General features: G+C 44.5%; 13 protein-coding genes (1 of these 13 cut by a window edge). 10 read left to right on the forward strand and 3 right to left on the reverse strand.

Annotation, left to right across the window (positions count from 1 at the left end):
- The 4 genes from rapA to ACLD71_RS02460 form a co-directional block, all read left to right on the forward strand.
- Window positions 1-1075: the final stretch of an RNA polymerase-associated protein RapA gene (gene rapA / locus ACLD71_RS02445; RefSeq protein ID WP_411992807.1), read on the forward strand. It extends 1844 nt beyond the left edge of the window; the window shows 1075 of its 2919 coding nt (coding positions 1845-2919); its start codon lies beyond the left edge, outside the window; the stop codon is at window positions 1073-1075.
- A gap of 73 nt (window positions 1076-1148) precedes the next feature.
- Window positions 1149-1799: a pseudouridine synthase gene (locus tag ACLD71_RS02450; protein WP_411992809.1), complete on the forward strand. Its 651-nt coding sequence runs from the start codon at window positions 1149-1151 to the stop codon at window positions 1797-1799.
- A 62-nt stretch (window positions 1800-1861) separates the two neighbouring features.
- Window positions 1862-2638: a DUF3530 family protein gene (locus ACLD71_RS02455; RefSeq protein ID WP_303554504.1), complete on the forward strand. Its 777-nt coding sequence runs from the start codon at window positions 1862-1864 to the stop codon at window positions 2636-2638.
- 68 nt (window positions 2639-2706) lie between these two features.
- Window positions 2707-3663: a D-2-hydroxyacid dehydrogenase gene (locus tag ACLD71_RS02460; protein ID WP_411992811.1), complete on the forward strand. Its 957-nt coding sequence runs from the start codon at window positions 2707-2709 to the stop codon at window positions 3661-3663.
- Here the strand turns inward: ACLD71_RS02460 and djlA are convergent.
- The 3 genes from djlA to ACLD71_RS02475 are packed head-to-tail and all read right to left on the reverse strand — an operon-like array spanning window position 3660 to window position 6129.
- Complete coding sequence (gene djlA / locus ACLD71_RS02465) at window positions 3660-4463, reverse strand: co-chaperone DjlA (protein WP_411992813.1); 804 nt, start codon at window positions 4461-4463, stop codon at window positions 3660-3662. The genes ACLD71_RS02460 and djlA overlap by 4 nt on opposite strands.
- A gap of 2 nt (window positions 4464-4465) precedes the next feature.
- Window positions 4466-5152: an N-acetylmuramate alpha-1-phosphate uridylyltransferase MurU gene (gene murU / locus ACLD71_RS02470; RefSeq protein WP_411992815.1), complete on the reverse strand. Its 687-nt coding sequence runs from the start codon at window positions 5150-5152 to the stop codon at window positions 4466-4468.
- Window positions 5149-6129, reverse strand: coding sequence for an aminoglycoside phosphotransferase family protein (locus tag ACLD71_RS02475; protein WP_411992817.1), 981 nt, complete (start codon window positions 6127-6129; stop codon window positions 5149-5151). The genes murU and ACLD71_RS02475 overlap by 4 nt, the downstream gene beginning before the upstream one ends.
- A 162-nt stretch (window positions 6130-6291) precedes the next feature.
- Between ACLD71_RS02475 and lptD the strand changes: the two genes are divergently transcribed.
- From lptD to ACLD71_RS02505, 6 genes are all read left to right on the forward strand, one after another.
- Window positions 6292-8568, forward strand: coding sequence for an LPS assembly protein LptD (lptD, locus tag ACLD71_RS02480; protein ID WP_411992819.1), 2277 nt, complete (start codon window positions 6292-6294; stop codon window positions 8566-8568).
- Between the two features lie 61 nt (window positions 8569-8629).
- Window positions 8630-9907 (forward strand): peptidylprolyl isomerase SurA, encoded by a 1278-nt coding sequence (gene surA, locus ACLD71_RS02485; RefSeq protein WP_137674304.1) that lies wholly within the window; start codon window positions 8630-8632, stop codon window positions 9905-9907.
- Window positions 9904-10902, forward strand: coding sequence for a 4-hydroxythreonine-4-phosphate dehydrogenase PdxA (pdxA, locus tag ACLD71_RS02490; RefSeq protein ID WP_303516717.1), 999 nt, complete (start codon window positions 9904-9906; stop codon window positions 10900-10902). The genes surA and pdxA overlap by 4 nt, the downstream gene beginning before the upstream one ends.
- On the forward strand, window positions 10895-11725 hold the full coding sequence (gene rsmA, locus ACLD71_RS02495; protein ID WP_137674306.1) for a 16S rRNA (adenine(1518)-N(6)/adenine(1519)-N(6))-dimethyltransferase RsmA: 831 nt from the start codon (window positions 10895-10897) through the stop codon (window positions 11723-11725). Before pdxA ends, rsmA begins: the two co-directional genes overlap by 8 nt.
- The gene (gene apaG, locus ACLD71_RS02500) at window positions 11715-12101 is read left to right on the forward strand and encodes a Co2+/Mg2+ efflux protein ApaG (RefSeq protein ID WP_137674307.1); all 387 of its coding nucleotides are present in this window, start codon (window positions 11715-11717) and stop codon (window positions 12099-12101) included. The genes rsmA and apaG overlap by 11 nt, the downstream gene beginning before the upstream one ends.
- A 12-nt stretch (window positions 12102-12113) precedes the next feature.
- Window positions 12114-12944, forward strand: a complete 831-nt coding sequence (locus ACLD71_RS02505; protein WP_411992822.1) for a symmetrical bis(5'-nucleosyl)-tetraphosphatase — start codon at window positions 12114-12116, stop codon at window positions 12942-12944.
- Window position 12945: the final 1 nt, after the last annotated feature.

Raw genomic sequence — 12945 nt, forward strand, 5'->3', positions numbered from 1 at the left:
TTTACAAGGAACACCTCAGCAAACCTTATTACGCTGGTACCACGAAGGTTTAAACGCTTTCGAACAAACTTGCCCTGCCGGGTCGATTATTTACACTGAGTTTGGTGAAAGCTTAATGGGTTTGTTGGCACAAAATGAGCCAGACGAAGCTGAATTGAATCAGCTAATTAGTGAAACCGCAAAACGCTATCATGCAGTAAAACAAAAACTGGATGCTGGCCGAGATCGATTATTAGAAATTCATTCTAGTGGCGGTAATAAAGCGGCTGAGTTGATTGAAAAAATTCAAGCGGCAGAACAAGATCCGCATTTTGTTACCTTTAGCTTGCGTCTCTTTGACACGATTGGGATCAACCAAGATGACAAAGGCGAAAATGCTCTAGTGCTTCATGCTAGCGAACAAATGATAGTTCCTACACTTAATGGCTTACCGGAAGACGGTTGTACCATTACTTACGATAGAGATACCGCGTTAAGCCGAGATGAAATTCAGCTGATGTCTTGGGAGCACCCTTTATTACAAAGTTGTATCGATACCATCTTGGGCGCCGATTTAGGTACCACCTCGGTAGCGCTACTTAAAAACCGCGCGCTACCTGTAGGCAGTTTATTTGTGGAAGGGATCTTTGTAATAGAAACCAGTGCCCCCGCTGAATACCAAATTGAACGCTACCTACCCGCAACGCCGGTACGCATTCTGCTTGATAAAAACGGCGGAAACTTATCTAACAACGTGAGCTTTGAGCAATTTAACCAGCAGCTTTCGGCGGTAAATCGCCATTTAGCGGCCAAATTGATTAGCGCCTCTCAAGCACAAATTCATCCTTTGTTAGCGCAAGCCAATGAACTTGCTCAACAGCAACTTTCTGAAGTGGTTGATAACGCAAGTCAAAGCATGCATCAAAGCTTGAACGCAGAGCTGGAACGTTTAGAGGCATTAAGTGCGGTTAATCCAAGCATTCGCCAAGATGAGTTGGATACCTTACGCGAACTGCGTGATAACGCGGGCAATTACCTGCAAAAAGCCCAAGTAAAACTGGACGCTTTACGAGTGATTCTGGTGTCACATAACTAGTTAGTCGATTTTCTATTTTATTTTCTCCAAGGCCTTAGCTTACACTAAGGCCTTATTTTTTAGAGCTGTAGCTATGCCTGATTTTGTTTATCGTCCGCCAATGTCTCCCTATTTTAGTGTTGTATACAAAGACGACTCAGTGATTGTATTTAATAAGGCGAGTGGTTTGTTATCGGTACCCGGTCGCCTTGAGAAAGACAGTTTATGGCATCGCGCACAGCGGGTGTGGCCAGATGCAAAAGTGGTACATCGCTTAGACATGGCAACCTCTGGCTTAATTGTAATGGCACTAGGCAAACCCGCGCAAAGCCACTTAAGCCGGCAATTTCAACAGCGACGAACCACTAAAACCTATTACGCAGAAATATTTGGTCACCCAGAACACAGTAGTGGCGAAGTTAACTTACCCTTACGCTGTGACTGGCCAAATCGTCCCAAACAAATTGTCGATTATGAGCAGGGCAAAGAGGCGCTCACTCATTGGAAAGTCATTGAGCAGCGAGAGCAAAGTAGTCTGGTTGAGCTTAAGCCGATTACTGGCCGTACCCATCAGTTAAGAGTTCATATGCAGCAAATTAATTGCCCCATTATTGGTGATGCCTTTTATGCTCATCAGCAAGCTAAAGACTTGAGTGAGCGCTTACATTTACATGCCGCCAAGCTTGGCTTTTTCCACCCTGATACAGAGCAATTTATGGAATTTGAATGCGCGCCACCGTTTTAGTTAAAGCTTACGCCTAGTGTGTCCGATACATAAGTATTAACTTGGCCAAGGAATCGTTTATCGTGCAAATTGTTAAGCTTTGCGTGCTCACCAGCTTATTGGCGATAAATGGGGCATGGGCTCAAGTTCAATCTCAAGATTTTTCACACTGGCAGGTCAATGGCGAGCTTAAGCCGCTTGACGTAGAGCAACAACAGTTTGTTAGCCTATGGCTAGAAGAAGAAACACCTCAAAAACGCGGCACAGTAATTCTGCTACCCGATTGGGGGGTATCACCTAGCGCGCCCAATAGTGTTGATTCACTCCGCCAAGCGCTACCAAAACTCGGCTGGGAAACGGGTGCTGTTCTACCTCCTGCTCCTATGCAAGGTTTAATGCAGCAAATAGAAGCTGAAGACACCGAACAACAACAGCAATACAAAAAAAACCTGCAAGCGGTAATAGAGGCAGCCAAACAAAATCAACAAGAACAATTTGGTTTTCAGGTGATTGTTGCCCAGGGTGTAATGGGCGCATGGTTGGTCGAGTTATTGTCTCAGCAGCAACTGACTCCGCCAGATGGTTTAGTGCTAATCAGTGCCTACTACCCAAACCAACAACTCAACAAAAAGCTGGCAGAACAAACTGCCAAGCTGCCTATCCCAGTATTAGATATTTACGCAGAGCAGTATAACCAATGGCAACAACATGCACGGGAACTAAGGCTAACCGCCAGTAATAAAAATCAAAAACTAAACTACCGACAAACACATCTGCCCGCCACCGCCGACAACGAGCCGAATAGTGCGAAGTTAAACAAAACCGTTTACGGATGGTTTAGCTCTTTAGGCTGGTACTAGCCGCAAGTAGTCGCAGCAAGCGCTTATTGGTAAGCTTAAGCACAAAGAACCTACGCTGATGCTTAAACATGAAAATTGTATTTTTAGACCGTCTTACTCTTGCCAATAACATTGAACTTAGCCGTCCACAATTCCCCCATCAATGGCATGAATACCCAAGCAGCACCTCACAACAAGCATTAGAGCGGGCCAATAATGCCGACATCATTATCGTGAACAAAGTGCAGTTAAACAGGCAATTGTTAGAGCAATTACCACAGCTCAAAATGATAGCGGTAGCCGCCACCGGCACCAACAACGTTGACCTAAACGCCGCTAAAGAACTAAACATTGTGGTTTCAAATGTGAGAGATTACGCATCGCAAAGCATTGCCGAACACAGCCTAGCGTTAATGTTCAATCTACGACGCAACCTATTGGCTTATCATCAAGCAATTCAACAAGGGCGCTGGCAGCAATCTCAACAGTTCTGCTTTTTTGACTACCCGATAGATAACTTAGCGGGTCAAACGCTACTGGTAATAGGCGCAGGAAATCTTGGCCAAGCCACTGCAGAGTTAGCCAGCAATATTGGCATGAAGGTGATCTTTGCAGAGCACAAAAACAAACAGCCTAGGCCGGGAAGAATGGCCTTTAACCAAGCACTTTCTTGTGCCGATATGATCAGTATTCACTGCCCATTAACTCCGCAAACTCAAGATTTAATCGATGAACCAGAGTTTTTGTTAATGAAGAAGAATGCATTGTTAATTAATACCGCACGCGGCGGCATAGTAAATGAGCAGGCCTTATTACTGGCCCTTCAAAACAAACAAATAGCAGGTGCTGCTAGCGATGTATCGGAATCAGAGCCCCCTAAGGCCGATAGCCCTTTGTTACAAGCAATGCACTTAAACAATTTTATAATGAGCCCTCATATAGGCTGGGCCAGTCAACAAAACATGCAAATGTTGGCCGACCAACTCATTGGCAATATAGATGCCTTTGCCGCTGGCCAAGCCCGTCATCAAGTATTCCCTGATTAAGCCGCTTTTCGTTGCAGCTTAACCAATTCGTAAGCTTGCTGAATATCTTGAGTTCGCTGCTTAGCAAGCTCCATCATCTCGGGCGGTAAACCTTTGGCTACCAGTTTATCGGGGTGATGCTGAGTCATCAATTTACGATAGGCTCGCTTAAGTTGTTGGTCACTATCCTCGACACTTACACCCAGTATTTGATAAGCCTCTTCTAGCTGTTTAGCAGAGCTTTGTGTGCTATGACGTTGACCGCCCCCATGACGATGAAATTTAAGTTCGGCTTCCCAGCGCGATATCATTGCTTGCAACTCTTGCTCTGAGAAACCCAACGCTAGCGCAACTCGTTCCAACAAAGCATGTTCACTGTCGTCAATCACGCCATCGGCAAATACGCCCTGTAATTGAATTTCCATAAACATTTGCAATAAATCTCGGCGGCCGTTTACTGCGGCAACAAAACGAGACACTTGCTCTTCTAGCGGGAAATCAGAATCTTTCCCTTGGCGAAATGCTTCTTGCGCTTGGCGACGGGCTTCACCTTGCAAGCGCATTTGATCCATTAAAAAGTTAGCTACCTGAATTTCTTGCTGAGTAACTACACCTTTGGATTTGGCAATATGTCCAAGTACTGCAAAAGTGGAAAATAGAAACTCTTGCTGAGCGGCCTGGCTATTAGCAGCAGAAAAAACAAAGTTTCCGCCCACTGCTTTATCAAAACGATGACCAAGCCATAAGCCGAGTAAGGCCCCAAAAACATTGCCAAATAAGAAGCCAAAAAATACCCCTAATACCTTTCCCCAAACGCGCATAGTTAATCTCTGTTATTGGTTAAATGTTTATCTAGTTCTTTCAGTCGCTGCGGAGTACCCACATCAACCCATTGTCCGTGTTGTAAGTGACCACTTACACGCTGCTTTTTCATGGCTTTGCGTAACATAGGAGCGAGCGCTTGCTTACCCTTTGCTGCATCTTCAAAAAAACACTGCTGATAAATAGCCACACCACTAAAGGTGAACTCTGGTGTATCTAGCACTTTGCCATTGTTAAGGCTGAAATCTCCAGTCAAATTATGCGCTGGGTTCGCTACCAAATACAAATAAGCATCGGCATTAGCATCAAGTGCAGTATTTTGGCAAAGCGTGCGATAATCCCAATCGTTCCATACATCACCGTTGATCACCAAAAATTGTTTACTGACGATTAAGGGGAGTGCATTAACAATTCCGCCGGCGGTTTCTAATGCAGCGACTTCGTGGCTATACAAAATCTCTATTCCCCAGCGCTGACCATCTCCTACACTTGCTTCTATTTGCTCTCCCAAATACGCGGTGTTGATAACAATTTTGCTTATCCCTGCCCTAACCAATTTATCAATGTGCCATTCAATTAAGGATTTGCCTGCTACTTTTAGCAATGGCTTTGGGCAGTTATCAGTAAGTGGTCGCATTCGCTCGCCCCGCCCCGCCGCCAAAATCATCGCGGTTTTAATCTGACTCATTGTTTAAACCCTTCAGATATGGGCTTTAGCCACTGATTAAACTTAGCTAACTCAGGATAGCGAGCACTTACTTGCATAACGTAATTAAGGGTTTGTGGAATAGCCGCTCGGTAAGCTGTTTTACCGTCACGGTGATCTAAGCGACAGAAAATACCAATCGCTTTGAGGTGTCTTTGTAAACCGGTTAAATCAAACCATCGTTGCCATTGTTCTGCACTAACATCTTGCTTAAAATTAGCTTTAATTGTCTGGTAGAGCGCTAGATTTAAGCCATCAACTAATGGCTCTGGCCATGCAATGTAACAATCCCTTAGCAGTGAAACCACATCGTAGCTAACAGGCCCCCACACCATATCTTGAAAATCTATCATCACCATTTGTTGCTTATGCAGCATCAGGTTACGACTATGGAAATCACGATGCATCGGCACATAGGGCTGCTCTAAAATCGCTCGGCTGACGGAATCACATAACTCATCCCAAGCAGCGCTGTCTTGCCAACCTTCAGCTAAGCACAACTCTTTTCCGGCAAACCACTCAGCAAATATATCTAACTCTCGCTGGATAAACGCCCGGTCAAATGTGTCTAATTCCGTCAAATCAGAGCGTTTAACTGTTTGTAAGTGAACGATTAAATCAAGTGCTTGTCTATAAAGTTGCTGAGCAGAGTCTTGATTAAGCTGATCTTCTAACATGCTAGAGCCAAGATCCTCGATACAGAGAAAGCCGTCATCGAAGTTTGCCGCTAGCACCTTAGGTGCGGCAATACCTTGATCGCATAGCGCTTTAGCCAGCGCAACAAACTGTTGATTTTTTTCTGTGCTGGGCGGTGCATCTACAGCAATCGCTGTTTCACCCGTTTTTAAGGTGAAGCGAAAATAACGTCGAAAGCTGGCGTCACCACTTATCATCGTTAACTGAGGAGGTACAATGTGTAAGGTTTTTGACAGCCATTGCTGTAAAGCAGATTCGCGCACTAAATTACCTATAATTTCTTATACTAATAGCAGCCTTTAAATAGCCGCTCACCAATAAATCCAGTATTATAAGCGGCTAACTTTAACCACAGAATTCATTAAGCACAACGTTGAAGTCTCGCGCTTGGAATTTGTTTATATCAGGGAATGGTTCATATTTATATGTTCGTAACTAAACGGTGCCTGCAAACTTCGCTAGGATTAGCGGCGTTGCTTTCTAGCCTCAGTGCTCACGCAGAAACACCGTTGTCCATGCCACAATGCCGAGCTCATATTCCAGAGCGCATCAAATCCGGTCCCGTAGACCCTCTCGCACCATACACTATTGCGGCTGATGAACTGCATGCAAAGCAGGGCGATAAAGCCAGTTTTACCGGCAATGTTGAGTTTGCTCAAGGGCCTCGTGTACTGAAAGCCGAAAATACTGTGCTTGATGAACAAGCGCAAACCCTTAAAGCTACCGGCGACATTGAATTTCAAGATAATCTAGTGAGTGTAAAAAGCGATACCTTTGACGCAAGTTTGAAGGATCACAAAGCCACACTTAACTCAGCTGAATATCAGCTCTTCGAGCAACAAGGCCGGGGCGAAGCGCATAACCTTACCATCAATGGCGAACAAAACCTTTCACTAGAGGATGCCAGCTACACTGCTTGTCCACCCGATGACAAGAGCTGGGAAATCCGCGCAGAAAAAATTGATATCGATTCAAAAGAACAATGGGCCACCACTAAAAATGCCACCGTAAGGCTATTTGATGTGCCGGTTATGTATTTGCCTTATTTCTCTTACCCCATTGGCGACCAACGGCATAGTGGTTTTTTGTTTCCAACCATCTCTACCTCAACTAAAAATGGTATAGATATCGCCACGCCCTATTACTGGAATATTGCCCCCAACTTAGATGCAACCATTACTCCGCGTTTAATGACACGCCGAGGTTTGCAATTACAAACTGAGTTTAGATATTTGAAAGGGCAAAACAACGGCACCATCAATGCAGAATACTTGGCCAATGACGACGTTATTAATGAAGACCGCTATCTATTTCATTGGGACCATCAAGGCCAATATAAACGCCACTGGCGCTTTAATACCGATTACACTCAAATCAGTGACGATAACTATTTCAATGACTTAGGCGATAAACTCGGCAAAGTGAATGAAAACCAACTATTGCAAACTGGTGATGTGGGTTACCACACCAAAAACTGGTACACCCAATTGTTAGTTCAAGACTTTCAGGTACTAGGCAACACCGAACAACCACACACCTTATTGCCACAACTTACATTCGCAGGTGATTGGGATCTCGACTGGCAAACCCTGCAATTTGGTTTTGATAGCGAAATCAGTAATTTCACTCATAGTGATAACACTGTTTACACCGCTCAACGTGTTCATTTGGAACCGAGCTTAAGTTTACCTTATGCGGTACCTGCAGGTTTTTTCCAAGCAGACCTCGCCTTAATGCATACCTACTACAACCAAGATAAAGGCAATAGTTCTGAGTACGATTACTTGGCCACAAATGTAAGCCGTACCTTGCCTAAAGTAAGTGTTCAGGGGGGCTTAAACTTTGATAGAAAAACTCGCTGGTATGGCGACAACTATACCCAAACACTCGAGCCAGTGATTAAGTATTTATATATCCCATATACCAATCAAGATGATATAGGCATATACGATACTGATAACCTACAACAAGATTATTACGGCCTGTTTCGCGATCAACGCTACAGCGGCTTAGATCGCATTGCTGATGCTAACCAAATTACTTTAGGTGTACATTCACGATTTTTGTCGCCAAGTAACCAAGAAACCTTACGCTTAAGTCTGGGGCAAATTATTTATATCGAGCCCAGCCGCACCACATTGATACCAGGAAGCGAGCCTACTAATAATTCAAGTTCGGCACTCGCGTTCGAAGCCGACGCTAACATTCAACAAGATTGGTATGGGCATACTGGAATACAAATCGATACCTTAGAAGGCCGCATTAACAAAGCCAACGCGGCGGTAGAATGGCGCCCAGAAATCCAAAAGCTGATACAGCTTAATTACCGTTATTCACAAGCCAGTGAAACCATGGTGAGCGATGTAAACCAAATTGGTAGCAAAGTAGCTTGGCCCGTTACCGATAGCATTTCTGCTGTAGGTAGCTATTACCGCGATATGATCTTAGATAGAAGCATCGAAAGCTATCTTGGCGTTCAATACAACTCTTGTTGTTGGGGGATTCGCTTAACTTACCAACGTGGCTTACAAAGCACCTATGTGGATGACTCTTCAGGCGTTGACCGAGTGGGCGAATTTGATACCTCACTACGTCTCGATTTCGAAATTAAAGGGCTTGGCGGTAGTGATACCAGCAGCCGTGAACAAATGTTAGAGGGCGGCAACTTTAAATACGGACAGCCCTTTTACCTCAACAATTAAAACCTTTAGTACAAATATGTTAAAGTAGCCGGCGCTTTGCACGCCGTAATATAGGAACGAAATGAAAAAGTTAATTTTGCTTAGTGTAAGTATGTTAATGCTTAACACTGGGCTGGTTCAGGCTCAAGAACAGTTACTCGACAAAGTCGTAGTGATTGTAAATAACGATGTCATTACAGAAAGTCAGATTGACGAGCTAACCAACAAAGTATTGCGTAATGCTACAGATTCTGGCCAAGAACTTCCTCCAGAGGAAGAGCTACAAGAACAGGTAATGGATCGACTCATCCTTGAAAGCTTACAGCTTCAGCTTGCCGACAGACTTGGCATTAAAATTAGTGATAGCCAATTAGAAAACACCATCGATAACATTATCGCTGGAGAGAAGAAAACTCGTGAGCAATTCTTAGACGATTTAGAAAAACAGAATGTTAGCTATAACCAGTTTCGCGAAGACATTCGAACAGAGATTGTTTTAGGCGAAGTTGGTCGCAGTCAAGTCCAGCGCCGAGTGAATGTTTCTGAGCAAGAGATTGACGCCTTAATGAAGCTTATAGAAGAGCAAGATAAAGGCACTGTTCGCTATCATGTAGGGCACATTTTGTTGCGCCTTGGGAGCGATGAAACCAATACTCAACAACTTGCAGAAAGCCTAGTGCAACAGTTAAAAGACGGCGAAAACTTTAATCAGTTGGCAATGACCCACTCGCAAGGTCCAAAAGCTTTAGAGGGCGGAGACTGGGGCTGGATGACCATAGAAGAAATGCCGACCTTGTTTGCAGGTGTAGTAAGAAACCAACATCAAGGTTCAGTACTAGGGCCAATTCGTACTGACTCAGGTTTACATATTTTGATGGTACTAGATGCCGAAGGTTTACAAAAAGTGGAAACGCTGGAAGTAAACGCTCGCCACATTCTAATCAAGCCATCAATTATTCTTAGTGACAACAAAGCGCAAAGCTTGCTCGCTGAATTTCGCCAACAATTAATTCTCGGCGAAGTGACCTTTGAAGAGCTGGCTCGTCAATATTCTGAGGACCCAGGTTCAGCGGTACGCGGTGGCGAGCTTGGTTGGTCGGATCCAAGTGTATTCGTACCGGCATTTAGAGATACAGCTAGCCGATTAGAAGTGGGTGAACTCAGCCAGCCATTCCGCTCAACCTTTGGTTGGCACTTGTTAGAGGTTCTCGATAAACGCACCACTGACACCACCAATAAAGCCAGTCAAAACCGCGCTTATCAAATGATCTTCAATCGTAAATTCAACGAAGAAACTCAAGCTTGGCAAGAAGAACTTCGCGAAGAAGCTTATGTAGAAATTTTGGACGGTGAGGCATGAGCCAGCCAGTAGCAAGAATTGCTATAACGCCAGGAGAGCCCGCTGGCATTGGCCCAGATTTAGTACTTGCGATTAGCCAGCGCGATTGGCCAATGGAGCTAGTGGTAGTTGCAGATCCACGTTTACTTAAAGAGCGTGCGGCTAAACTAGGCCTTAATATCACCCTACTTCCTTATCAACCAGAGCAAGCCGCTAAACCACAAGCGGCTGGCACCTTAACCGTTGCTCCAGTAGCGATGAGCACGCCAGCAATAGCTGGTAAGCTAGATGAAGCGAACGGTCACTATGTGTTAAATACGCTTAAATTTGCCAGTGATGGCAATATGAATGGGCAGTTTGCCGCAGTGGTCACTGGCCCGGTACACAAAGGTATTATCAATAAAGCCGGCGTGTCGTTTAGTGGCCATACTGAATTCTTCGCTCAACAATCAGGCACCGCCGATGTCGTGATGATGTTAGCCACCGAAGGGTTACGCGTAGCATTAGCTACCACGCACTTGCCGCTAGCCTATGTAGCTAAAGCAATTACCCATGAGCGCTTGCATAACATTATTACCATTTTGCACCACGATTTAAAAACCAAGTTTGCGATTAAGCAACCAAAGATTTTTGTTTGTGGGCTGAATCCTCATGCAGGGGAAGATGGGCATCTGGGTAGAGAAGAGCTGGACATTATTATCCCCTTGCTCGAGCAAATGCGCGAAGAACATAATATGAATTTAATTGGCCCTTTACCGGCTGATACCTTATTTCAAGACAAATACTTGGCCGAAGCAGACGCTGTATTGGCGATGTATCACGACCAGGGTTTACCGGTGCTAAAATATAAAGGTTTTGGTAAGTCGGTAAACATTACCCTTGGACTCCCCTTTATTAGAACCTCAGTTGACCACGGAACAGCTTTAGAGCTTGCGGGAACTGGTGAAGCCGATCATGGAAGTATGATTACCGCCATTGAACAAGCCATTGACATGGTGGAGCGAGAGCATGAATAAACAAGTTCACCAGGGGCACCGTGCCCGTAAACGTTTTGGTCAAAATTTCTTAAACAACGATTCGGTTATTAGCCAAATTGTGGCCACTATTTACCCACAACCAGGTGAAAACTTGGTAGAGATTGGCCCTGGTCTAGGCGCATTGACAGATCCAGTAGCGAGTACTGCTGGCCACCTGCAAGTTGTAGAGCTAGATAGAGATTTGGCTCAGCGTTTACGTGAGCATCCAACCTTGGCCGACAAACTCACTATCCATGAAATTGACGCGCTTAAATTTGATTTCATGCAATTGTGTAAACCCGAGCAAAAAATGCGGGTTTTTGGCAACTTGCCTTATAACATTTCTACGCCACTTATTTTCCATTTATTGAGCTTTACCAGTGCCATTTCTGACATGCATTTTATGCTGCAGAAAGAAGTGGTTAAGCGCATGGCCGCAGAGCCAAATTGCAAAGCCTATGGCCGATTAAGTGTAATGACTCAAGTCCAATGTAAGGTGCTACCAGCCTTAGAAGTACCGCCTGAAGCCTTTATGCCTCCGCCTAAAGTTGACTCTGCAGTGGTCCGTTTAGAGCCTTACGAAAGTACCTTGCACCCGCTCAACTCTTTAAGCACCTTAGATAGAGTGTGTAAAGAAGCCTTTAATCAACGTCGTAAAACTATTCGCAATGCTTTGGGTAATTTACTTACCGTAGAGCACTTAGAAATATTGGGACTTAAGCCAACCCTTCGACCAGAAAATTTAACTATTCAACAGTTTTGTGATATTGCTAATTACATAGATAAAGAACAATTATTGCAGGCTTCAAATAGTGACCAGTAATACTCAAGACTATGATTTAGATATTGAAGTGGAATCAGGTTTTTTACCTGAACACTCAGTACCAGAAAAGCAGCAATTTGCCTTTTTCTACACCATCACTATTCGTAATTGTAGCGCTCACGCGCTGCAATTATTACGCCGTCATTGGGTGATCACTGACGGTGATGGCAAAGTGAACGAAGTAAAAGGTGATGGCGTAGTTGGCAAACAACCCCACCTAAAACCTGAAAAGCCCTTCTCTTATACCAGTAGTGCAGTATTAGCCACCGAAGTGGGCGTAATGCAAGGCAGCTACACCTTGGTAGATGAGGCTGGTAATGAATTTGAGGCCGAAATTCCTCCTTTTCGATTATCCTTACCCAATAAACTGCACTAGCCGAGGCAAGCCATGGCCACCTATTTTGTTGGGGACATTCAAGGCTGTTTAGATGAACTAAAAGCACTATTAAATCAGTGTAAGTTCTCCAAGAAAAAAGACCAGCTTTGGCTAGCCGGAGACTTAGTCGCGCGAGGACCTAAATCTTTAGAAACCCTGCGTTTTGTAAAAGAGTTAGGCGACGCAGCGCAAACTGTCCTCGGTAATCATGATCTTCATCTATTAGCCGTAGCAAACGGTATCCATCGCGCGAAACGCCGCGACAAACTGCAAGATTTATTAGATGCACCAGATAAAGATGAGTTACTTGATTGGTTACGCCAGCAACCACTGATTGTTAAACATCCTGAGCACGATGTGGTAATGGTGCATGCGGGTATTTACCCTAAGTGGAAAGTAAGCAAAGCACTGAAACTTGGCAAAGAAGTCCACAAAGAATTGGCTGGAGACAACTACTTATCGCTGCTGAAAAGTATGTACAGCAATGAGCCAGCACATTGGAGTGATGAGTTAGTCGGTTACGACCGCTTACGCTACATCATCAATGTTTTCACTCGTATGCGATATTGCTTTCCTGATGCTAGTTTAGACTTTGAATGCAAAGTACCTCCGAATAAAAACAATAACCCTAACCTAAAACCGTGGTTCGAATTGCCCGGAAAACACCTTAAACAGACCCATATCGTCTTTGGGCACTGGGCTGCGCTAATGGGTAAAAGTAAGCAAGAGTTAGTCTCAGGTTTAGATACAGGCTGTGTATGGGGCAACCATTTATCAATGCTGCGCTGGGAAGACCAGCGCATGTATACTCAAGATTGCTTAATTGGGAATGCCGCCGGCTAAA

This window comes from Agarivorans sp. DSG3-1 (genome assembly GCF_046774965.1).
In the GTDB taxonomy this organism is placed as follows: domain Bacteria; phylum Pseudomonadota; class Gammaproteobacteria; order Enterobacterales; family Celerinatantimonadaceae; genus Agarivorans.

Excerpts from the sequence above, each read along its gene's own strand:
- ACLD71_RS02450 (WP_411992809.1), top strand. The coding sequence starts at position 1,149 with ATGCCTGATTTTGTTTATCGTCCGCCAATGTCTCCCTATTTTAGTGTT.
- ACLD71_RS02460 (WP_411992811.1), top strand. The coding sequence starts at position 2,707 with ATGAAAATTGTATTTTTAGACCGTCTTACTCTTGCCAATAACATTGAA.
- djlA (WP_411992813.1), bottom strand. The coding sequence starts at position 4,463 with ATGCGCGTTTGGGGAAAGGTATTAGGGGTATTTTTTGGCTTCTTATTT.
- murU (WP_411992815.1), bottom strand. The coding sequence starts at position 5,152 with ATGAGTCAGATTAAAACCGCGATGATTTTGGCGGCGGGGCGGGGCGAG.
- lptD (WP_411992819.1), top strand. The coding sequence starts at position 6,292 with ATGTTCGTAACTAAACGGTGCCTGCAAACTTCGCTAGGATTAGCGGCG.
- surA (WP_137674304.1), top strand. The coding sequence starts at position 8,630 with ATGAAAAAGTTAATTTTGCTTAGTGTAAGTATGTTAATGCTTAACACT.
- pdxA (WP_303516717.1), top strand. The coding sequence starts at position 9,904 with ATGAGCCAGCCAGTAGCAAGAATTGCTATAACGCCAGGAGAGCCCGCT.
- rsmA (WP_137674306.1), top strand. The coding sequence starts at position 10,895 with ATGAATAAACAAGTTCACCAGGGGCACCGTGCCCGTAAACGTTTTGGT.
- ACLD71_RS02505 (WP_411992822.1), top strand. The coding sequence starts at position 12,114 with ATGGCCACCTATTTTGTTGGGGACATTCAAGGCTGTTTAGATGAACTA.